Origin of the sequence: Serratia sp. FS14, assembly GCF_000695995.1 — a bacterium.
Classification (GTDB): Bacteria; Pseudomonadota; Gammaproteobacteria; order Enterobacterales; family Enterobacteriaceae; genus Serratia; species Serratia nematodiphila.
On the sequence record NZ_CP005927.1, the window covers coordinates 4,816,989 to 4,839,019 of the forward strand.

Here is a 22,031-nt window from a genome sequence, read left to right on the forward strand (position 1 = left end):
GATCCTTTTATAGTTTGCCATACATATTTACACATGCATCACAGATACGGCGACCAGGCAGGGAATTTGACCTGTCCATCAGTTGCCGGAAGACGCGCTTTGAAACGCCCATCAGTTGACACCAACTGCAGCACGGAGCCCATACCTTGCGTGGAGCTATAGATCACCATGGTGCCGTTTGGCGCAATACTAGGCGTTTCATCCAGGAAGGTGCCGGTCAAAACCTGAACGGCGCCCGATCCAAGATCTTGTTTGGCGATGTGTTGTGCACCACTGTTGGTGCTGACCATCACCAGGAATTTACCGTCGGAGCTGACTTCAGAATCCTGGTTCTGAGAGCCTTCCCACGTCAGACGCTGTGCGGCACCGCCGCTGGCGCTGATTTTATAAATCTGCGGACGCCCGCCCTGGTCGGAGGTAAACGCCAGAGACTGGCCATCCGGGAACCAGGTCGGTTCGGTGTTGTTGTTGCGGCCATCGGTCAGCTGCGTGATCTGGCCGGAGCCGAGGTTCATCACGTACAGGTTCAGGCTGCCGCTCTTGGACAGCGCGAAGGCCAGCTTGCTGCCGTCCGGCGAGAACGCCGGCGCACCGTTGTGGCGCGGGAACGAGGCGATCTGGCGGATAGCGCCGTTAGCCAGGGTCTGCACCACCAGCGCAGAGCGGCCGCTCTCGAAGGTCACGTAAGCCAGTTTGCTGCCGTCCGGCGACCAGGCCGGCGACATCAGCGGCTCAGGCGAACGGTGCACCGTGAACTGGTTGTAACCGTCGTAATCCGCTACGCGCAGCTCGTACGGGAATTTCCCGCCGTTGGTCTGCACCACGTAGGCGATACGGGTGCGGAACGCGCCCTTGATGCCGGTCAGCTTCTCGAACACTTCGTCGCTGGCGGTATGGGCAGAATAACGCAACCACTGTTTGGTCACTTTATACTGGTTCTGCGCCAATACGGTGCCCGGCGAACCCGAGGTATCCACCAGCTGGTAGGAGATCAGGTAGCTGCCGTCGGCGCCAGGTTGAACCTGGCCGACCACCACGGCGTCGATGCCCAGCGCGGTCCAGGCCGCCGGCGTCACTTCAGACGCGGAGGTCGGTTGCTGCGGCATGCGCGCCACGTCGATCGGGTTGAATTTGCCGCTGTTGCGCAGATCCGCGCCGACAATCTTGCCGATATCTTCCGGCGGCGTGCCTGGGCCCGCCCATTTAAACGGCACCACACCAATCGGGCGAGCGGAGTCGACCCCTTGGGTGATTTCAATGCGAACTTCCGCGTGCAACACGGACGCCCACAGAATTAAAAAACCTAGCGCTACTCGAAATGCCTGCTTCATCTCATCTCCCTTATCCAGGCGGGATGCCTGCGATAAATTAGCAGAATTTTAACAAACCAACTTACGCAAAACTACATAATCCCTGTTGGTTACCTTAGTACATCCCTGTGATATTACTCACTCAATCAACCGTTATTGCGGTTTGAATTCAAGGATAGAATTCTTAAAGTGCTGATAAACGGCATCGCTCGGCGGCTTCGGTATATGCGCCAACTTGGCGGCAGAGACCGCGGCCTGACACAAAGCAGGATCGCCGCCCGCCGCTTGTACACTTATCAGCAGGCCGTCCGGCGCCAGCTTGATACGCAGGTCGCAGGTTTTGCCGGCGAACGAACTGGCGTCATAGAACTTGCTCTGAATCGCCCCTTGAATCTGCCCCATATAACCGCTGATATCCGCCCCGCTGGCGCCTGCCGCCTTGGCATTGCCCTGCCCGGCCGGTTTACCATCACCTTTCGATTTGGCACCACCACCTTTCGGCGCGTTCTTGCCGTCCGCCAGGCCACCAAACAGGTCATCAACTTCCGCCGATTGCTTCGCAGCCTCGGCGGCGGCTTTTTTCTTCTCTGCAGCGGCTTTCTTGGCTGCCGCAGCTTTCTCAGCGGCGGCCGCTTTCTTCTCTGCCTCGGCGGCTGCCTTCTTCTCGGCTTCCGCTGCGGCTTTTTTCTCGGCTTCAGCAGCCGCTTTCTTCTCCGCGGCCTCTGCAGCTTTTTGCTCTGCGGCAGCGGCGGCGGCTTTCTTCGCCTCTTCCGCCTGTTTCTTGGCGGCGGCGGCAGCAGCCGCTTCTTTCTTGGCTTCCGCTTCGGCTTTCTTCTGCGCGTCCGCCTGCGCCTTGGCGACCTTGTCCGCTTCGGCCTTCGCCTTGGCGGCGGCGGCTTCGGCGACCTTCTGTTGCTCTTTGGCCTTCGCAGCGGCGGCTTCCGCCGCTTTTTGCTGCTCGGCGGCCTGCTTCTGCTGCTCCGCCGCCTTCTGCTGTTGCTCAGCCTGCGCCTTGGCGTTCTGCGCGGCTTTCTCCTGCGCCGCCAAACGCTCTTTCTCCAGCTCTTTCAGGCGCTGCTGTTGCTCCGCCTGCTTCTGCTGAAGCTCTTCGGCCTGTTGCTCCGCTTTTTTCTGGCGCTGCTTCTCGGCACGCTGCGCATCGTTGCTCTGCTGCTGCTGGCGGTTGTACTGCTCCACCACCGCGCCGGGATCGACCATCACCGCGCCCACCACGGTGCCATCACCGCCACCGCCGGCGCCCATGTCGACCTTTTCCTGCAGCGATCCCCAAATCAGCAGGGCAATCAATATGAAGTGCAGAACGACCGAAACAATAACGGCGCGGTTCAGCTTATCGTTTTGCTCAGTTGCCTTTACCAAAATAGATTCCCAAAAACTGGTGTTGCTTATACGGGGTTCCTGGGCCACAGCGCAGGAACCGGGTTGCCGTTCGCCTTACGGTCAGATCGGCTGGGTCATCAGCCCCACGGAAGCCACGCCCGCCTGATGGAGAATATTCAATGCTTTGATAATCTCATCGTAAGGGACTTCCTTCGCACCGCCGATCAAAAAGACCGTTTTCGGGTTAGCCGCCAAACGCGACTTGGCTTCGGCCGCGACTTGTTCAGGCGGCAGCAGCTCCATACGGTTGTGATCCACCACCAGGGTGTATTGACCTACGCCGGAAACCTCGAGGATCACCGGCGGATTGTCATCGCTGGACACCGTCTTGGAATCGGTGGCGTCCGGCAGGTCAACCTCCACGCTCTGCGTGATGATTGGCGCGGTTGCCATAAAAATCAGCAGCAGCACCAGCAACACGTCGAGCAGCGGAACGATGTTAATTTCGGACTTCAGCTCACGCCGACTACGTCCACGTACTCTCGCCATGCTACCTCCTACTTATTTGCTGTCGCTGGAGAAGGCCTGACGATGCAGAATAGCGGTGAACTCTTCCATAAAGTTGTCGTAATTCTGCTCAAGCTTGTTGACGCGCTGGTTGAGACGGTTGTAGGCCATTACCGCCGGGATGGCGGCGAACAGACCGATCGCGGTGGCGATCAGCGCTTCGGCGATACCCGGCGCCACCATCTGCAGCGTGGCTTGCTTCACCGCGCCCAGCGCGATAAAGGCGTGCATGATCCCCCACACGGTGCCGAACAGGCCGATGTACGGGCTGATCGAACCGACGGTGCCGAGGAACGGAATATGGGTTTCCAGCGTTTCCAGCTCGCGGTTCATCGAAATGCGCATCGCGCGCGACGCCCCTTCGATCACCGACTCCGGCGCATGGTTGTTGGCGCGGTGCAGGCGGGCGAACTCTTTGAACCCGGAATGGAAGATCTGCTCGGAACCGGTCAGGCTATCGCGACGCGCCTGACTTTCCTGGTACAGACGGGAAAGCTCGATACCGGACCAGAATTTGTCTTCAAAGGCTTCGGCGTCACGCGTCGCCGCATTGAGGATGCGGGTGCGCTGAATGATGATCGCCCAGGAGGCTACCGAGAAGCATATCAAAATCAACATGATAAGCTTAACCAGCAGGCTCGCCTTCAAGAATAAATCTAGGATGTTCATGTCAGTCACTGCTTAAACTCCGCGACAATAGACTTAGGAAGCGCTCTTGGCTTCATTTGGTGTGGATCAATACAGGCAATCAGGACATCTGCCTGGCTCAGTAGGGCCCCGTCAGAATTGACAATGCGTTGAGCAAACGTGAGAGAAGCCCCGCGCAGAGAGGTGATTTCACTCTGGACCTCCAGTTGCTCGTCGAGACGAGCCGGAGCCAGATAATCCACCGTCATGCGCCGGACGACAAAAGCGACTTGTTCACTGAGCAGCTGCTGTTGATGAAAGTTGTGCTGACGCAGCATCTCTGTGCGCGCTCTTTCAAAAAAGGCGACGTAGCGGGCGTGATAGACCACACCACTGGCATCGGTATCCTCGTAGTAAACGCGAACCGGCCATCGAAACAACGTATTACTCACTCTACTTCCCAGCAATGCAATTTAACGCTGCTACTATACGCAAGACGGATCGGGTTGGGAATGGGTTACAAGATGGGAATGAAAATAATTATGGGCCGTGAGGGCCCATAACGTGGGGACATCGGGGAGATTATAAAGAAACGTAAAGTAATCCTGCGCACAAGATCACAATTGCAGGAAGCGGCGCGAAAAAAGCGCGCCAGACGCTGCGCTGCGGGCGAAATCCGAAACCGTGGATCACTCCAGCGCATACGGCCCAAATCAGCAACAGCCCTTCCCAAATCTCCAGCGAGCTGGTTTTGGCGGCGAAACGCGTCGGATCCCAGAACACGCACCCCGCCAAAATCAACGCCAGCACCAGGGAAAGGGCCCGAACCGGGCCCTTGTCGGTGACAGCGTACAGCTTGTCAATCACGGACGAGCTCATTACTTACCGTCTTGCTGAGCTTTGGTCGCTTCGCTCTGCTCAAGCGCCAGCGCCGTGATGATGCCGAAGGCGCAGGCAAGAAGCGTTCCGAGAATCCAGGCAAAATACCACATGGTTTAGCTCCTTATCCTTAGTACAGCGAATGCTTGTTGTTTTCGATGTAGTTCTTGTCGAGACGACCGAACATTTTGTAGTACGACCAGCTGGTGTACGCCAAAACGATAGGCACGAAGATCGCCGCCACGACGGTCATCACTTTCAGCGTCAACAGGCTCGAGGTCGCGTCCCACATGGTCAGGCTGACGTTAGGCACGGTGCTGGACGGCATCACGAACGGGAACATGGTGACCCCGGCGGTGAGGATGACGCAGGCGATGGTCAGCGACGAAGTGACGAACGCCAGCGCGCCTTTCTCCAGACGCGAGAACAGGATGGTGAACAACGGCAGCACCACGCCCAGTGCAGGCAAGGCCCACAGCAGCGGATACTTGTTGAAGTTGATCAGCCATGCGCCGGCCTGATGCGCCACTTCTTTACGCAGCGGGTTGGATTCCGCCATGGTGTCCAGCGCCGAAGTGATCACGTAGCCGTCGATGCCTTTCACCAGCCACACACCCGCCAGCAGGAAGCATACCGCCATGATCAGCGTCGCGATCTGCGCTGCGGCGCGTGACCGCAGGTGGATCTCGCCGGTGGTGCGCATCTGCAGGTAGGTCGCGCCCTGAGTGACCAGCATGGTCAGACTGACCACGCCTGCCAACAGACCGAACGGATTCAGCAGTTGGAAGAAGTTGCCGGTGTAGAACAGACGCAGGTATTCGTCCACATGGAACGGCACGCCCTGCAGCAGGTTGCCGAACGCCACGCCGAATACCAACGCAGGCACGAAGGAACCGATGAAGATGCCCCAGTCCCACATGTTGCGCCAGCGGCTGCTCTCCAGCTTGGAACGGTAGTCAAAACCGACCGGGCGGAAGAACAAGGCCGCCAGCACCAGGATCATGGCGACGTAGAAGCCCGAGAAGGCCGCTGCGTAGACCATCGGCCAGGCGGCGAACAGCGCGCCGCCGGCGGTGATCAGCCACACCTGGTTACCGTCCCAGTGCGGGGCGATGGAGTTGATCATCACCCGGCGCTCGGTATCGGTTTTACCGATGATGCGCACCAGGATGCCGACGCCCATGTCGAAACCGTCGGTGACGGCGAAGCCGATCAGCAGTACGCCAACCAGCACCCACCAGATAAATCGCAGTACTTCATAGTCAAACATACGTGGACTCCTGTTTAGCGCGCTTCCTGCACGGCGGCAGTCGGTTGTTCAAAGTGGTAGCGGCCGGTTTTCAGGCTGCTTGGACCCAGACGCGCAAACTTGAACATCAGGTACATTTCAGCCACCAGGAACAGGGTGTACAAGCCGCAAATCAGCCCCATCGAGAACAGAATGTCGCCCGCGGTCAGCGAAGAGTTGGCGACTGCGGTCGGCAGCACCTCACCAATCGCCCACGGTTGACGGCCGTATTCCGCCACGAACCAGCCGGCTTCCACCGCGATCCACGGCAGCGGCAGGCCATACAGCGCCGCACGCAACAGCCATTTCTTCTGGCCGATGCGGCCGCGCACCACGCTCAGGAAGGACAGGCCGATAATCAGCAGCATCAGCACGCCACAGGCCACCATGATGCGGAAGGCGAAGTACAGCGGCGCCACGCGTGGAATGGAGTCCTTGGTCGCCTGCTGGATCTGCGCTTCCGTCGCATCGCTGACGTTCGGGGTATAACGCTTCAGCAGCATGCCGTAGCCCAGGTCTTGCTTGGTTTTGTTGAATTCCGCACGCACCGCAGGATCGGTATTGCCGCCGCGCAGCTCTTCCAGCAGCTGGTAGGCTTTCATGCCGTTGCGGATGCGCACTTCATGTTGCGCCAGCAGATCTTTCAGGCCAGTGACCTGCGTGTCGGTGGAACGCGTGGCGATCAGGCCAAGCGCATACGGGATCTGAATAGAGAAGGAGTTTTCCATCTTGTCCTGATCGGGAATGCCGAACAGGGTGAAGGACGCCGGTGCCGGCTGGGTATCCCACTCCGCTTCGATGGCGGCCAGTTTGGTTTTCTGTACGTCGCCCATTTCGTAACCGGATTCGTCACCCAGCACGATCACCGACAGCACCGCAGCCATGCCGAAGCTGGCGGCGATGGCGAAGGAGCGTTTGGCGAAAGCGATGTCGCGGCCCTTCAGCAGGTAGTAAGCGCTGATGCCCAGCACGAACATGGCGCCGGTGGTGTAGCCTGCAGCCACGGTGTGAACGAATTTCACCTGCGCAACCGGGTTAAGCACCAGCTCGGAGAAGCTGACCATCTCCATGCGCATGGTTTCGAAGTTGAAATCCGACGCGATCGGGTTCTGCATCCAGCCGTTGGCGACCAGGATCCACAGCGCGGACAGGTTTGAGCCGAGGGCCACGAACCAGGTTACCGCCATGTGCTGCACCTTGCTCAGACGATCCCAGCCGAAGAAGAACAGGCCGACCAGCGTCGATTCAAGGAAGAACGCCATCAGACCTTCGATGGCCAGTGGGGCCCCGAAGATATCGCCGACGTAGTGAGAGAAATACGACCAGTTAGTCCCGAACTGGAACTCCATGGTCAAACCGGTGGCCACACCCAGAGCAAAGTTAATCGCAAATAACTTTCCCCAGAATTTGGTCATGTCTTTATAGATTTGTTTGCCAGACAGGACATATACCGTTTCCATAATTGCCAGCAAGAACGCCATACCGAGCGTTAATGGGACAAATAAGAAATGGTACATCGCCGTTAAAGCAAACTGTAAGCGCGACAGTTCGACAATATCAAACATCTTGACTCCTTGCTCCTCGCAGGAAGACTCCGACACGCGGTTATCGGCATACTTCTTTCAAAGCCGCCAGTAACGCCCCGCAGTGAATGCCCTTAAACACAACAAATTTGATCCAGCTTCTCCGCTTTCAACCGCACACTCGGCCAATAGCCCCTCGGGCCGCCGACAAGCACGCCACTGAAAACCGACAACGGGTAACAAATGCAACAAGATCAACCATCCATAATCACAACATGGATGATACTCGCCCAATCCCACACAATAAATAGGTTTTTACGTGACGTGGGTTGGACTTTTGGTTACAGGTCAAATCTTAGCCGAAAGAGGTACTTCGGGCTAATTTGATCTGAGACAATTTAAGCCTATCCGCATATTATTTCCATATTCATCAGCACATTTCGCCTATTTTTCTTGAGGGCATGTTGCGCAATGGTTTAATTGTTTTTTAATGATATTTTTGTGTTAAATAAATGTAATTTAAAAGAGCCACCATTGTATTATTACGCGCTTATTCTGCGACATAATTAACCTTTTATTTCCATTAAGCCGTGACAGTGATTGCAGTCACAAAACAACAAATCTCTCTCCAATATTAGTCTATTTCTCGCGATGGGATCGTAAAGGTTGCGATTTTGTAGCAAAATGACCACTTATGTTAAAATTCCATTGAGTGACAATAAGTTATGAAAAAAATCATCTTTGCCTCTGTCTTGGGACTCTCGGGAAACGCCATGGCCGCCGAAACGGTAAACATCACCCTGCTGGGCACCTCCGATCTGCACGGCACCTTCGTGCCCTGGGACTACGCCAGCGACACGGAAAACCTGGCGGGCAGCCTGAGCCAGATAGCCACTCAGGTCAAAAAGGTGCGCGCCGAGCAGCCTAACCTGATCCTGGTGGACGCCGGCGACACTATTCAGGGCAACTTCGTTGAAACCTTCAAGCATGAGGCCGTCAGCCCGATGATGCTGGGCCTCAATGCGCTCAATTACGACGTCTGGGTGATGGGCAATCACGAGTTCGACTTCGGCCTGCCGGTGCTGGCCACCCCGCTCAAGCAGTTCAAGGGCGCGGCGCTGGCGGGCAACATCGTCTGGGACAACGGCAAGCCTTATCTGCCGGCCTACACCATCCTCGAACGTCAGGGCGTGAAGATCGGCATTATCGGCATGGACACGCCGATGACCGCTGAATTCGCCAAGGGCACCGATCGCATCAAAGGGCTGAACTTCACCGATCCGGTGCAGGCGGTGAAACAGGTCATCAAACAAATCGACGGCCAGGTCGACGCCATCGTACTGGTGGCGCATATGGGCATCGACAACGAGAACCAGCGCCCGGGCACCGGCGTGGCCGACATTGCCAACGCCAACCCGGAACTGGCGGCAATCGTCGCCGGCCACATGCATGTGAAGATCGACAAGGCGGTGGTCAACGGCGTCATCATCACCGAACCGGACAAATACGGCCGCGCGCTGTCACGCATCGATCTGCAATTTGAACGCCGCGACGGCAAATTCACGCTGATCGACAAAAACAGCTACACCTACCCGATCAAAGGGCTGACGCCGGACAGCGCCATGCAGGCTCTCTACCAGCCGTATCATGACATTTTGCGCGCCAACGCCAACCGGGTGGTAGCGAAGCTGAGCGGCAGCGATCTGGTGCCTGCCGACGAGTTCCGCGGCATTCCTCAGGTGCACGTGCAGGACACCGGCATCAGCGCGCTGTTCCAGCAGGCCGCCCGGCACTATGCGCCGCTGGCGCAGGTGATCGCCCTGCAGATCGACAACGATCGCGCCAAACTGGACGTCGGCGACATCAAGGCCAAGGATATTGCCTTTAACTACCAATACGCCGGCGGCGAGATCACCGTTTATCAGCTTAACGGTAAAGCGCTTAAACGCTACATGGAGTGGTCCGCCGGCTACTTCAATCAACTGCAGCCGGGCGACGTCACCTACAGCTTTAACCCGGCGCGGCGTTCGTCCAAATATTCCACCAACGATTTCTTCGATGGCGTCACCTATACCATTGATCTGCGCCAACCCGCCGGTTCACGCATCGTCGATCTGCATCTGGCGGACGGCACGCCGGTCACGGACGACATGCCGATCCGTCTGGGCATGAACAGTTACCGCATGGGCCACCTGACGCAAAAGGGCGGCGCGCTGGAAGGGCAATCCTTCCCGGTGCTGTTCGACAGCAAAGCGCAGTATGGTGAAGAAGAAGGCACCATTCGCCACCTGGCCCTGCGCTACCTGACAGAAGTGAAACACGGCCAATACCAGGGCGTGCCGCCGCAGCGCTGGAAACTGATCGGCATGGAGGGATACGAACCGCAGCGGGCGATCGTTAAACGGCTGCTGAATGAAGGCGTTATTCAGGTGCCGACCACCGACGATGGCCGCTACACCAACGTCGCCTCGATCAACGTCAAAGACGCGCTGTTCCGCAACGCCGACGATTACCGCGCCGCCCTCGCCTCGCTGGAGCAGCAGCGGCAAGCCGCCGCGGATCCGGTGCAGCAGCGCCGCCTGCAGGATCGGATCGCGCTGATCAAGGCGCTCAACGTTTTCTGAGTTTCGCCCATAAAAAAGGCCACCCAATGGGTGGCCAAACATGTCGAGATATTGTTATTTCGTACTAGGTTCTTAGCGCTTCAGCACCGCTTTTACCGCATCGCCGATGTCCGCCAGGCTGCGAACGGTTTTCACGCCCGCCGCTTCCAGCGCAGCAAACTTCTCGTCCGCCGTGCCTTTGCCGCCGGCGATGATGGCGCCTGCGTGGCCCATACGCTTGCCTTTCGGCGCGGTCACGCCGGCGATGTAGCCGACAACCGGTTTGGTGACGTGTTCTTTGATGTAAGCCGCCGCTTCTTCTTCAGCGCTGCCGCCGATCTCACCGATCATCACGATTGCTTCGGTCTGCGGATCCTGTTGGAACATCTTCAGGATATCGATGAAGTTGGAGCCCGGGATCGGGTCGCCGCCGATGCCCACGCAGGTGGACTGGCCCAGACCGGCATCGGTGGTTTGTTTCACCGCTTCATAGGTCAGGGTGCCGGAGCGGGAAACGATGCCCACTTTGCCCGGCAGGTGGATGTGGCCAGGCATGATGCCGATTTTGCACTCGCCCGGGGTGATCACGCCAGGGCAGTTCGGCCCGATCATGCGCACGCCGGCTTCGTCCAGTTTCACTTTCACGGTCAGCATGTCCAGGGTCGGGATGCCTTCGGTGATGGTGATGATCAGTTTGATGCCGGCATCGATCGCTTCCAGAATGGAGTCTTTGCAGAACGGCGCTGGAACGTAGATGACAGAGGCCGTCGCGCCGGTCGCTTCAACCGCTTCGCGCACGGTGTTGAACACCGGCAGACCCAGGTGCTGAGTGCCGCCTTTGCCTGGGGTGACGCCGCCAACCATTTTGGTGCCGTAAGCGATAGCTTGTTCGGAGTGGAAAGTCCCCTGGCTACCGGTGAAGCCCTGGCAAATTACTTTGGTGTTTTTATCGATTAAGATGGACATTATTTACCCTCCACTGCTGCAACAACTTGCTGAGCCGCATCAGTCAGGCTGGTCGCAGCAATGATATTCAGGCCGCTGTCCGCCAGTTTCTTGGCGCCCAGTTCGGCGTTGTTCCCTTCCAGGCGCACCACGACCGGGACGTTAACGCCCACTTCAGCCACTGCGCCGATGATGCCGTCAGCGATCAGATCGCAACGTACGATACCACCGAAGATGTTAACCAGAACCGCTTTCACCTTGTCGTCGGACAGGATGATTTTGAACGCTTCGGTCACGCGCTCTTTGGTCGCGCCGCCGCCCACGTCCAGGAAGTTGGCCGGTTCGCCGCCGTGCAGTTTAACGATGTCCATGGTGCCCATCGCCAGACCGGCGCCGTTCACCATGCAGCCGATGTTGCCGTCGAGGGCAACGTAGTTCAGCTCCCACTGAGCCGCACGGGATTCACGCTCGTCTTCCTGGGAAGGGTCACGCATTTCACGCAGTTCAGGCTGACGGAACAGGGCGTTGCCGTCGGCGCCCAGTTTGCCGTCCAGGCACACCAGATCGCCCTGCTTGGTGATCACCAGCGGATTGATCTCAACCATCGCCAGGTCGCGCTCCAGGAACAGCGTCGCCAGGCCCATGAAAATCTTGGCGAACTGGCTGACTTGCTTGCCGGTCAGGCCCAGTTTGAAGGCCAGCTCACGGCCCTGATAAGGCTGAGGACCCGCCAGCGGATCGATGGTCATTTTGTGGATCAGTTCTGGGGTTTCTTCCGCCACTTTCTCGATTTCCACGCCGCCTTCGGTTGACGCCATGAATACGATGCGACGGGTCGCGCGGTCTACGACGGCGCCCAGGTACAGTTCTTTATCGATGTCGGTCGCCGCTTCAACCAGGATCTGGTTAACCGGCTGGCCCAGCGCGTCAGTCTGGTAAGTCACCAGACGCTTGCCCAACCAGGCTTCCGCGAAAGCACGGATATCTTCTTTGCTGTTGACGACTTTAACGCCGCCCGCTTTACCGCGGCCGCCAGCATGAACCTGACATTTCACCACCCACGGGCCGGAGCCGATTTTGGATGCGGCTTCTTCTGCTTCACGCGGAGTGGTACAGGCGTAACCGGTCGGTGCCGGCATGCCATACCGAGCAAACAGCTGTTTTGCCTGATATTCGTGTAAATTCATGATGTTCTATCCATTCAGTTCTGAAGGTTTTTAGCCGGACCATTATTACGCGGTAAACCGCATGGTTTTCCGGCCACATAGCACAGAGTGCGGGCGCGGCATGCCGCGCCCGGCAAGGGTTACTAGACGTCCAGCAGCAGACGAGCCGGATCTTCCAGCATCTCTTTGACCGTCACCAGATAACCGACGGATTCTTTACCGTCGATCAGGCGGTGGTCATAAGACAGCGCCAGATACATCATCGGCTGGATCACCACCTGACCATTGACCGCCATTGGGCGATCTTTGATGGCGTGCATGCCCAGGATGGCGCTCTGCGGCGGGTTGATGATCGGGGTGGACATCAGCGAGCCGAATACGCCGCCGTTGGTAATGGTGAAGTTACCGCCGGTCAGCTCTTCCACGGTCAGTTTGCCGTCGCGGCCCTTAACGGCCAGCTCTTTGATTTTCTTCTCGATGTCAGCCATGCTCATGGCATCTACATCGCGCAGTACCGGCGTCACCAGGCCGCGCGGGGTAGAAACCGCGATGCTGATGTCGAAGTAGTTGTGGTAAACCACGTCGGAACCGTCGATCGACGCGTTCACTTCCGGGAAGCGCTTCAGCGCTTCAACCACCGCCTTGATGTAGAAGGACATGAAGCCCAGACGCACGCCGTGGCGTTTCTCGAAGGCTTCGCCGTACTGCTTGCGCAGATCCATGATCGGCTGCATGTTGATTTCGTTGAAGGTGGTCAGCATCGCGGTGCTGTTCTTCGCTTCCAGCAGACGCTCGGCGACGCGTTTGCGCAGGCGGGTCATCGGCACGCGTTTTTCGCTGCGGCCGGCCAGAGCCGGCTGCGGTGCGGCTTCAGCGGCGGCGGCCGGTTTGGCGGCGGCGCCGCCTTTGGCCAGGTGCGCTTCCACGTCTTCACGAGTGATGCGGCCACCCACGCCGGTGCCTTTGATGGCGCCGGCATCGAGGTCGTGTTCGGCGATCAGGCGGCGAATCGCCGGGCTGAGCGCGTCATTGCTTTCTTCTTCCAGGCTCGCGGTCGCGCGCTGTGCAGGCGTGGACTCTTTCTCCTGGCTCTTCTCGGCGGTCGGTTTGCCGGAGCTGTCGCCTGGGCGGATGCGGCCGAGCAGCTGGCGAGACAGCACGGTCGCGCCCTCTTCTTCCACGATAGCATCGAGGATGCCCGCTTCACTGGCCGGCACTTCCAACACCACTTTGTCGGTTTCGATTTCAACCAGGACTTCATCACGCTGCACGCTGTCGCCCGGTTTTTTGTGCCAGGTGGCTACGGTCGCATCGGCAACCGATTCAGGAAGGTCAGGAACCAGAATATCTACGCTACTCATTTAGCTTTCCCTTAAGTTTTTTATCATCTGCTTGCCGGCCCCTCGGCCGGCAAGCGAGCGAACATTAGTCAATATTCAGCGCGTCGTTCACCAGAGCCTGCTGCTGCTTCTGGTGTACGGACATATAGCCCACCGCCGGAGAAGCGGAGGCCGGACGTCCTGCGTAACGTAAAGAAGCCCCGAACGGCACCACTTCACGGAAGTTGTGCTGGCTGCAGTACCAGGCGCCCTGGTTCAGCGGCTCTTCCTGACACCAGACGAAATCATGCACGTGCGAGTATTGCTCCAGCACGGCCTGCACGGCCTGATGCGGGAACGGATACAGCTGCTCGATGCGCACGATGGCCACGTCTTTCTGCTCGTTCTTGCGACGCTGTTCCAGCAGGTCGTAGTAGACCTTGCCGGAGCACAGCACGACGCGCTTGACCGCTTTCGGATCCAAGTCGTCGATCTCGCCGATCGCCGGCAGGAAGGTGCCGTTGGCCAGCTCGTCCAGCGAAGAAATCGCCAGCGGGTGACGCAGCAGCGACTTCGGCGACATCACCACCAACGGACGGCGCATACCGCGCAGCGCCTGACGACGCAGCATATGGTAAACCTGCGCCGGCGTAGACGGGACGCACACCTGCATGTTCTGCTCAGCGCACAGCTGCAGATAACGTTCCAGACGCGCGGAGGAGTGCTCAGGGCCCTGGCCTTCATAACCGTGCGGCAGCAGCATCACCAGGCCGCACATACGGCCCCATTTTTGCTCGCCGGAGCTGATGAACTGGTCGATAACAACCTGCGCACCGTTGGCGAAGTCACCGAACTGCGCTTCCCAGATGGTCAGCGTGCGCGGTTCCGCCGTGGCGTAGCCGTATTCGAACGCCAGCACCGCCTCTTCAGACAGCACGGAGTCCCAGACCTTGAATTCGCCCTGGCCGCTGTGGATGTTCGCCAGCGGAACATAGACCGAACCGTTTTTCTGGTTGTGCACCACCGCGTGACGGTGGAAGAAGGTGCCGCGGCCGGCGTCTTCGCCGGAGATGCGGATTGGAATGCCTTCATCCGCCATGGTGGCGTAGGCCAGCGTTTCGGCGGCGCCCCAGTCGAACGGCTTGTTGCCTGCGGCCATCTCGGCGCGGTCCGCGTAGATTTTCGCCACGCGCGACTGCATTTCGATCGCTTCCGGCACGGTGCTGATGCGGCGGCCCAGTTCCTGCAGACGCTTCATCTCAACCTTGCTCGGGTACTCTTCGTCCCACTCGTGGTTCAGGTACGGTGACCAGGTGAAGGAGTGCAGGTTCATCGGACGCCACTCTTCAACCACGCAATCGCCGCGGTCGAGCGCGTCGCGGTACAGGTTGACCATTTCCGTGGCATCTTCCAGGCTGGCCACTTTCTGCTCGGTCAGAACGTCAGCGTAGATTTTGCGCGGCGTAGGGTGTTTCTTGATCTTCTGATACATCACCGGCTGGGTGGCGCTCGGCTCATCGGCCTCGTTGTGCCCATGGCGACGGTAGCAGACCAGATCGATCATCACGTCACGCTTAAAGGTGTTACGGAAATCCAACGCCAGGCGGGTGACGAAGGCCACGGCTTCCGGATCGTCCGCGTTAACGTGGAAGATCGGTGCCTGAACCATTTTGGCGATGTCGGTGCAGTATTCGGTAGAGCGCGCATCCAGCGGGTTGGAGGTGGTGAAGCCAACCTGGTTGTTGATGACGATGCGCACGGTGCCGCCCACTTCGTAGCCGCGAGCCTGAGACATGTTCAGGGTTTCCTGAACCACGCCCTGGCCGGTGATGGCGGCGTCGCCGTGGATGGTGATCGGCAGCACCATGTTGCTGCGCGCTTCGTCCAGACGATCGCGACGGGCGCGTACCGACCCCATGACCACCGGGCTGACGATCTCCAGGTGCGACGGGTTGAACGCCAGCGCCAGGTGAACCATGCCGCCTTCGGTTTCCACGTCGGAGGAGAAGCCCTGGTGATATTTCACGTCACCGGTGCCGAGGTGTTCTTTATGCTTGCCGGCGAATTCGTCGAACAGATCGGCCGGCTTTTTGCCCAGCACGTTGATCAGCACGTTCAGACGGCCGCGGTGGGCCATGCCCAACACCACTTCGCGCGTGCCGTTCTTGCCGGCGTGGCGCACCATCTCTTTGAGCATCGGCACCAGCGCGTCGCCGCCTTCCAGCGAGAAGCGTTTGGCGCCCGGGAATTTGGCGCCCAGGTAGCGCTCCAGGCCCTCCGCCGCGGTCAGCTCGTTCAGGAAACGGCGTTTTTCGTCGGCGGTAAAGCTGGCGCGCCCCACCACCGACTCGATGCGCTGCTGGATCCAGCGTTTCTCTTCGGTGTTGGTGATGTGCATGTACTCAGCGCCGATCGACCCGCAATAGGTCTGCTTCAGCGCGGCGTACAGATCGCCCAGCTTCATGGTTTCTTTGCCGATGGCGAAAGAGCCCACGTTGAAGGTTTCCTGGAAATCGGCTTCGGTCAGGTTGTGGTAAGCGGGATCAAGGTCAGGAACTTGCTCGCGCTGCCACAGGCCGAGCGGATCGAGGTTGGCATGCTGATGTCCGCGGAAGCGGAAGGCGTTGATCAGCTGCAGTACCTTGACCTGTTTGGCGTCGGTTTCCGGATCGGTGATGGTGGTGTTGTAGCGCGCGGAGTCTTTCGCCAGGCGGCGGAAGTAATCGCGCATTTGAGAGTGAAGCTGATCGGGTTTGACACCCGCGGTTGGTAGCTGTTGAAAAATGGAACGCCAGCTATCTTCAACGGAACCCGGATCGGTTAAGAAGTCTTCATAGAGCTGCTCTATGTAAGACTGGTTCGCGCCCGCCAGATAGGAGGAATCCAGCCAGGCCTTCATTGCGCCGTTCTGCATCATGATCCCTTAAGCTTTGAAGCTTTAGTTTTCGCCGTGGTTAACATAATTACCGTGATGAATACGGTTTGCCGTAAAACGGTTCACTCGACGTACTTGCGGCCATGTCGGCCCGATACGTTCTGTTATGGACCTTGCGGTCCCTTACAAGGAACCTCTAAAAACCGGCGGAAGAACCAGGCTGCATAGCGCCGCAGCCGCGGGTCAGTTTTTAGAGGTTCCCTCCCCTATGGGACGTGCGCCGGAAAAGAGCCCGGCGCAGCATCTCATTCCGTTTATGCGCCGCGTTGCAGCAGCATGGACTTGATATGCCCGATCGCACGCGTCGGGTTCAAGCCTTTAGGACATACACTGACACAATTCATAATGCTATGGCAGCGGAAAACACTAAAAGCGTCGTCCAGATCATCTAAACGTTCTTGCGTTTCCGTGTCACGGCTGTCGATCAGGAAGCGATACGCCGCCAACAGACCGGCTGGGCCGATGAACTTGTCCGGGTTCCACCAGAACGATGGGCAAGAGGTCGAACAGCAGGCGCACAGGATGCACTCGTACAGACCGTCCAGCTTGGCGCGCTGCTCCGGCGACTGCAGGTGCTCGCGCGCCGGCGGGTTCTTGCCGTCGTTCAGCAGGTAAGGCTTGATCTTTTCATACTGGGTGTAGAACTGCCCCATATCCACCACCAGATCGCGCACCACCGGCAGGCCCGGCAGCGGACGGATCACGATCTTGCCGTTGCCTTTGCGCAGCGACGAAACCGGAGTGATGCACGCCAGGCCGTTTTTACCGTTCATGTTCAGGCCGTCGGAACCGCACACGCCTTCGCGGCATGAGCGACGGAACGACAGGGTCGGGTCTTTTTCTTTCAGCTGGATCAACGCATCCAGCAGCATCATGTCACGGCCTTCTTCCGCTTCCAGGGTATAGTCCTGCATGTGCGGGGCATCGTCGACATCCGGGTTGTAGCGATAAATGGAAAATTCGAGTTTCATCTGTCGATCTCCGCAATTAGTAAGAACGCACTTTCGGCGGGAATGCCGGGCGCAGCTTCGGTTGCATGTTCACTTCGCGGCGCGTCATGCTTTCCGATTGCGGCAGATACAGCGAATGGCACAGCCAGTTGGCGTCATCGCGCTCCGGATAGTCGAAGCGGCTGTGCGCGCCACGGCTCTCGGTACGGAAGTTGGCCGACACGGCGGTGGAATACGCGGTCTCCATCAGGTTATCCAACTCCAGGCATTCGATGCGCTGGGTGTTGAACTCGCTGGAGGTATCGTCCAGGCGTGCGTTCTTCAGACGTTCACGGATCACTTTCAGTTCTTCCAGGCCCTTGGCCATCGCATCGCCTTCGCGGAATACCGAGAAGTTGTGCTGCATGCAAGACTGCAGCGCTTTGCGAATTTCGACCGGGTCTTCGCCGGAACGGGTGTTGTTCCAGCGGTTCAGACGGTCCAGCGAGGCTTCCACGTCGGAGTCGCTGGCGTCACGGCTCACGCCCTGCTCTTCCAGCGATTCCTGCAGGTGCATGCCGGCGGAACGGCCGAACACCACCAGGTCCAGCAGCGAGTTGCCGCCCAGACGGTTGGCGCCGTGCACCGATACGCAGGCGATTTCGCCCACGGCGAACAGCCCCGGGATCACCACGTCTTCGCCTTTCTCGTTCACGGTCAGCGCCTGACCGGTCACCTTGGTCGGAATGCCGCCCATCATATAGTGACAGGTTGGGATAACCGGGATCGGCTCTTTCACCGGATCGACGTGCGCGAAGGTGCGGGACAGCTCCAGAATGCCCGGCAGACGGGATTCCAGCACCTCTTTACCCAGGTGATCCAGCTTCAGCTTGGCGTGCGGGCCCCAAGGACCGTCGCAGCCGCGGCCTTCGCGGATTTCGATCATGATCGAACGGGCAACCACGTCGCGGCCCGCCAGATCTTTGGCGTTCGGCGCATAACGCTCCATGAAGCGCTCGCCGTGTTTGTTCAGCAGGTAACCGCCTTCGCCGCGGCAACCCTCGGTTACCAGCACGCCCGCGCCGGCGATGCCGGTCGGGTGGAACTGCCACATTTCCATGTCCTGCACCGGCACGCCGGCGCGCAGCGCCATGCCGACACCGTCGCCGGTGTTGATGTGGGCGTTGGTGGTGGACTGGTAAATGCGACCTGCACCGCCGGTCGCCAGCACGGTGGCTTTGGCTTTGAAGTAAACCACTTCACCGGTTTCGATGCAGATAGCCGTGGTACCGACCACCGCGCCGTCCTGGTTTTTCACCAGATCAAGCGCATACCACTCGGAGAAGATGGTGGTGTGGTTTTTCAGGTTCTGTTGGTACAGGGTGTGCAGCAGCGCATGGCCGGTACGGTCGGCTGCGGCTGCGGTACGCGCCGCCTGCTCGCCGCCGAAGTTCAGCGACTGGCCGCCGAACGGGCGCTGATAGATGCGGCCGTCGTCCAGACGAGAGAACGGCAGCCCCATGTGTTCCAGTTCCAGAATCGCTTCCGGGCCGGTTTTACACATATATTCGATGGCGTCCTGGTCACCGATATAGTCGGAACCTTTCACCGTGTCGTACATATGCCATTCCCAGTTGTCCTCGTGGCTGTTGCCCAGCGCGACGGTGATGCCGCCCTGTGCGGACACGGTATGGGAACGGGTCGGGAAAACTTTGGACAGCAGGGCACAGGTAGAGCCCGCTTGGGAAATTTGCAGCGCGGCACGCATGCCCGCACCGCCGGCGCCGATTACGACGGCATCAAACTCTCTGACTGGCAGTTTCATTTAAGCACCCCACACTACGATTGTTCCGTACAGTAAATAGACCAGCAACGCGACCACGACAGCCAGCTGCAACACCAGGCGAACCGCCAGCGGCTTGACGTAGTCCGTCAGCACCTGCCACAGCCCGATCCAGGCGTGCACCAGAATCGACAGCAGGGTCAGCAGAGTGAACACTTTCGTAATGGAAGTGGCGAAGAAACCGCGCCAGATGTCATAAGTGAGTTCCGGAGCCGTGACGAAAAAGCCCAGGATATACAGGACGTACAGGGTAATGATGATAGCGGAAGCGCGCAGCAGCAGCCAATCGTGCACGCCGTTGCGCCCTAATGCAGAAACGTTGTTTACCATACGAGGACTCCAGCCAGAACTGACAGCACGACGGTCAGACCGATCGCCACCTGGGCGGAACGGGTGCCGGCGGCCAAACTCTCTTCGATGTAGCCAAAATCCATTAACAAGTGACGGATGCCACCGCAAATGTGATAGGCCAGCGCCGTGAGGATGCCCCAGAATATGAATTTGACGATGAAGCTATTCATGATGGCGGCCGCCTGCAGGAACCCCTCTTGGGAAGAGAGTGACAGGCCCAGCAGCCAGAGGAGGATACCCACGGCAACGAAGGTAATTACGCCAGAGACTCGGTGTAAGATAGACGCTATCGCAGTTACGGGGAACCGGATCGTTTGCAGATCCAAGTTGACAGGTCGTTGTTTTTTCACGTATTTGCCCACACAGCTCTTATTATTTTCCTTCCTCCGGGCCTGGGCGGGGATCAGACAGCGTTAAGAGCCTAAAACCCTTACACGTCACGCGCTCAAACATCAACATCCTCTGTGCTCAAACGGCGCGCATTTATAACGCTGGGTGCTCCTACTTCAGGGTAATCCGGAGACCTGGCGGCAGTATAGGAGGATCACATTCTGATTACAATTCTCATACAACCGCTTTGATAACATTTCCCCCGAACAGTGATTCAGATCACGGATTTCACAATTAGTGCAAAATTAATTATCTGATTTGACAAGAGATCAACATTTCCATTACATATAGGGGCACAAACGGTCCTATGATGCGCTATGGGTCAGCAGATACACTTCCTCCCGGGTTCGAGTTATGCAACAGTGTATTTGGCGAACCTATCCCAATAGCCGTTGTTTCCCGCTCGAGTTTGCCGGCGTCTAAAGCAAATAAAGCACACAAAAACAGATTATTGGGATAGGTTCACATCTCTTCGAACAGCTCATAGGTAAGATTAACAGACTATAACGAATTACTATGAATCGTTAACAACTGGTCACCCGTCTCGTTCGCCTGGTCAGCACTCTGTACCCTACCCGCGCACAGTTGCGCAGTCGCTCACAGAGTTAGCGTCCGCACCATTTTTTTGCGGGCAACCTGCAGAGATTTAAGGTATTTCAGTTGTTAGTGGTTTTTAAAATAAGGCGCTAAGGAGACAGTAAATGACTGATAAGAAAGCGACGCTAACCATTAACGACAGCGAAGCTCCGATCGAACTGGGCGTATTGACACCGACACTGGGCCCCGATGTCCTCGATGTCCGCGCTCTGGGTTCCAAAGGTTATTTCACATTTGATCCCGGCTTTACCTCCACCGCTTCTTGCGAATCCAAGATTACCTTCATCGACGGCGACAAAGGCGTGCTGCTGCACCGCGGCTTCCCTATCGAGCAGCTGGCGAAAGAATCTTCCTACCTGGAAGTGTGCTACATCCTGCTGTACGGCGAGACCCCAACGCCGGAAGAATTCGAAACCTTCAAGACCACCGTGACCCGCCACACCATGATCCACGACCAGATCACCCATCTGTTCCGTGGCTTCCGTCGCGACTCGCACCCGATGGCGGTGCTGTGCGGCGTGACCGGCGCGCTGGCGGCGTTCTACCACGATGCGCTGGACGTCAACAACGAGCGTCACCGTGAAATCACCGCGTTCCGTCTGCTGTCCAAAATGCCGACCGTGGCCGCGATGTGCTACAAATACTCCCTGGGCCAGCCGTTCGTTTACCCGCGCAACGATCTGTCCTACGCCGGCAACTTCCTGCACATGATGTTCGCCACCCCGTGCGAAGAGTACGTGGTGAACCCGGTACTGGAACGCGCCATGGATCGCATCCTGATCCTGCACGCCGACCATGAGCAGAACGCCTCTACCTCAACCGTGCGCACCGCCGGCTCTTCCGGCGCCAACCCGTTCGCCTGCATCGCGGCCGGCATCGCCTCCCTGTGGGGGCCGGCGCACGGCGGCGCCAACGAAGCGGCGCTGAAAATGCTGGAAGAGATCAAGACCGTCGAGCACATTCCGGAATTCATCAAGCGCGCCAAGGACAAGAACGACTCCTTCCGCCTGATGGGCTTCGGCCACCGCGTGTACAAGAACTACGATCCGCGCGCCACCGTGATGCGCGAGACCTGTCACGAAGTGCTGAAAGAGCTGAACAAGAAGGACGACAACCTGCTGCAGGTGGCGATGGAGCTGGAACACATCGCGCTGAACGACCCGTACTTCATCGAGAAGAAACTGTACCCGAACGTCGACTTCTACTCCGGCATCATCCTGAAGGCGATGGGCATTCCTTCTTCCATGTTCACCGTGATCTTCGCCATCGCGCGCACCATCGGCTGGATCGCCCACTGGAACGAAATGCACGACGAAGGCATCAAAATTGCCCGTCCGCGTCAGCTGTACACCGGCTATGCCGAGCGTGATTTCAAATCCCAGCTGAAAACCAAGTAAGCCGCTTCCCCGGCTGAAACC

19 protein-coding genes are annotated in these 22,031 nt (G+C 58.3%); 2 read left to right on the plus strand and 17 right to left on the minus strand.

The window, feature by feature from the left end; all coding sequences use genetic code 11:
• Positions 1-38: 38 nt before the first annotated feature.
• From tolB to cydA, 9 genes are all read right to left on the minus strand, one after another.
• Positions 39-1,331, minus strand: coding sequence for a Tol-Pal system beta propeller repeat protein TolB (gene tolB, locus L085_RS22100; RefSeq protein ID WP_004939856.1), 1,293 nt, complete (start codon positions 1,329-1,331; stop codon positions 39-41).
• A 132-nt stretch (positions 1,332-1,463) separates the two neighbouring features.
• The gene (gene tolA / locus L085_RS22105) at positions 1,464-2,690 is read right to left on the minus strand and encodes a cell envelope integrity protein TolA (protein WP_044031749.1); all 1,227 of its coding nucleotides are present in this window, start codon (positions 2,688-2,690) and stop codon (positions 1,464-1,466) included.
• Positions 2,691-2,771: 81 nt separating this feature from the next.
• Positions 2,772-3,200: a colicin uptake protein TolR gene (tolR, locus tag L085_RS22110; protein ID WP_004939859.1), complete on the minus strand. Its 429-nt coding sequence runs from the start codon at positions 3,198-3,200 to the stop codon at positions 2,772-2,774.
• 12 nt (positions 3,201-3,212) lie between these two features.
• Positions 3,213-3,896 (minus strand): Tol-Pal system protein TolQ, encoded by a 684-nt coding sequence (tolQ, locus tag L085_RS22115; protein ID WP_004939862.1) that lies wholly within the window; start codon positions 3,894-3,896, stop codon positions 3,213-3,215.
• Positions 3,893-4,297, minus strand: a complete 405-nt coding sequence (ybgC, locus tag L085_RS22120; protein WP_004939863.1) for a tol-pal system-associated acyl-CoA thioesterase — start codon at positions 4,295-4,297, stop codon at positions 3,893-3,895. Before ybgC ends, tolQ begins: the two co-directional genes overlap by 4 nt.
• A gap of 130 nt (positions 4,298-4,427) precedes the next feature.
• Entirely contained in the window at positions 4,428-4,724 is a 297-nt protein-coding gene (gene ybgE / locus L085_RS22125) for a cyd operon protein YbgE (RefSeq protein ID WP_004939866.1), read from the minus strand.
• Entirely contained in the window at positions 4,724-4,837 is a 114-nt protein-coding gene (gene cydX, locus L085_RS24920; RefSeq protein WP_004939868.1) for a cytochrome bd-I oxidase subunit CydX, read from the minus strand. The genes ybgE and cydX overlap by 1 nt, the downstream gene beginning before the upstream one ends.
• A gap of 17 nt (positions 4,838-4,854) precedes the next feature.
• Positions 4,855-5,994 carry a cytochrome d ubiquinol oxidase subunit II gene (gene cydB, locus L085_RS22130; RefSeq protein ID WP_015376980.1) on the minus strand — a complete coding sequence of 380 codons (1,140 nt, stop codon included), beginning with the start codon at positions 5,992-5,994 and terminating at the stop codon, positions 4,855-4,857.
• A gap of 14 nt (positions 5,995-6,008) precedes the next feature.
• Entirely contained in the window at positions 6,009-7,577 is a 1,569-nt protein-coding gene (cydA, locus tag L085_RS22135) for a cytochrome ubiquinol oxidase subunit I (RefSeq protein WP_004939873.1), read from the minus strand.
• A gap of 683 nt (positions 7,578-8,260) precedes the next feature.
• Here cydA and L085_RS22140 point away from each other — a divergent pair.
• Positions 8,261-10,159, plus strand: a complete 1,899-nt coding sequence (locus tag L085_RS22140) for a 5'-nucleotidase C-terminal domain-containing protein (RefSeq protein ID WP_044031750.1) — start codon at positions 8,261-8,263, stop codon at positions 10,157-10,159.
• Positions 10,160-10,231: 72 nt separating this feature from the next.
• On the opposite strand, the gene sucD is transcribed toward L085_RS22140, so the two are convergent.
• The 8 genes from sucD to sdhC form a co-directional block, all read right to left on the minus strand.
• Positions 10,232-11,104 carry a succinate--CoA ligase subunit alpha gene (sucD, locus tag L085_RS22145; protein ID WP_004939878.1) on the minus strand — a complete coding sequence of 291 codons (873 nt, stop codon included), beginning with the start codon at positions 11,102-11,104 and terminating at the stop codon, positions 10,232-10,234.
• Positions 11,104-12,270: an ADP-forming succinate--CoA ligase subunit beta gene (gene sucC, locus L085_RS22150; protein WP_015376978.1), complete on the minus strand. Its 1,167-nt coding sequence runs from the start codon at positions 12,268-12,270 to the stop codon at positions 11,104-11,106. Before sucC ends, sucD begins: the two co-directional genes overlap by 1 nt.
• A gap of 122 nt (positions 12,271-12,392) precedes the next feature.
• Entirely contained in the window at positions 12,393-13,610 is a 1,218-nt protein-coding gene (gene odhB / locus L085_RS22155; protein WP_015376977.1) for a 2-oxoglutarate dehydrogenase complex dihydrolipoyllysine-residue succinyltransferase, read from the minus strand.
• Positions 13,611-13,674: 64 nt separating this feature from the next.
• Complete coding sequence (gene sucA / locus L085_RS22160) at positions 13,675-16,482, minus strand: 2-oxoglutarate dehydrogenase E1 component (RefSeq protein ID WP_044032119.1); 2,808 nt, start codon at positions 16,480-16,482, stop codon at positions 13,675-13,677.
• A gap of 275 nt (positions 16,483-16,757) precedes the next feature.
• Positions 16,758-17,474, minus strand: a complete 717-nt coding sequence (locus L085_RS22165) for a succinate dehydrogenase iron-sulfur subunit (protein ID WP_015376975.1) — start codon at positions 17,472-17,474, stop codon at positions 16,758-16,760.
• A 16-nt stretch (positions 17,475-17,490) separates the two neighbouring features.
• Positions 17,491-19,257, minus strand: a complete 1,767-nt coding sequence (gene sdhA / locus L085_RS22170; protein ID WP_015376974.1) for a succinate dehydrogenase flavoprotein subunit — start codon at positions 19,255-19,257, stop codon at positions 17,491-17,493.
• The gene (gene sdhD / locus L085_RS22175; protein ID WP_004939891.1) at positions 19,258-19,605 is read right to left on the minus strand and encodes a succinate dehydrogenase membrane anchor subunit; all 348 of its coding nucleotides are present in this window, start codon (positions 19,603-19,605) and stop codon (positions 19,258-19,260) included.
• Positions 19,599-19,988, minus strand: coding sequence for a succinate dehydrogenase cytochrome b556 subunit (gene sdhC / locus L085_RS22180; RefSeq protein ID WP_004939893.1), 390 nt, complete (start codon positions 19,986-19,988; stop codon positions 19,599-19,601). Before sdhC ends, sdhD begins: the two co-directional genes overlap by 7 nt.
• Positions 19,989-20,717: 729 nt before the next feature.
• Between sdhC and L085_RS22185 the strand changes: the two genes are divergently transcribed.
• A complete protein-coding gene (locus tag L085_RS22185) occupies positions 20,718-22,010 on the plus strand; it encodes a citrate synthase (RefSeq protein WP_004939895.1) in 1,293 nt (430 codons plus the stop codon).
• The last annotated feature ends 21 nt before the right edge of the window (positions 22,011-22,031 follow it).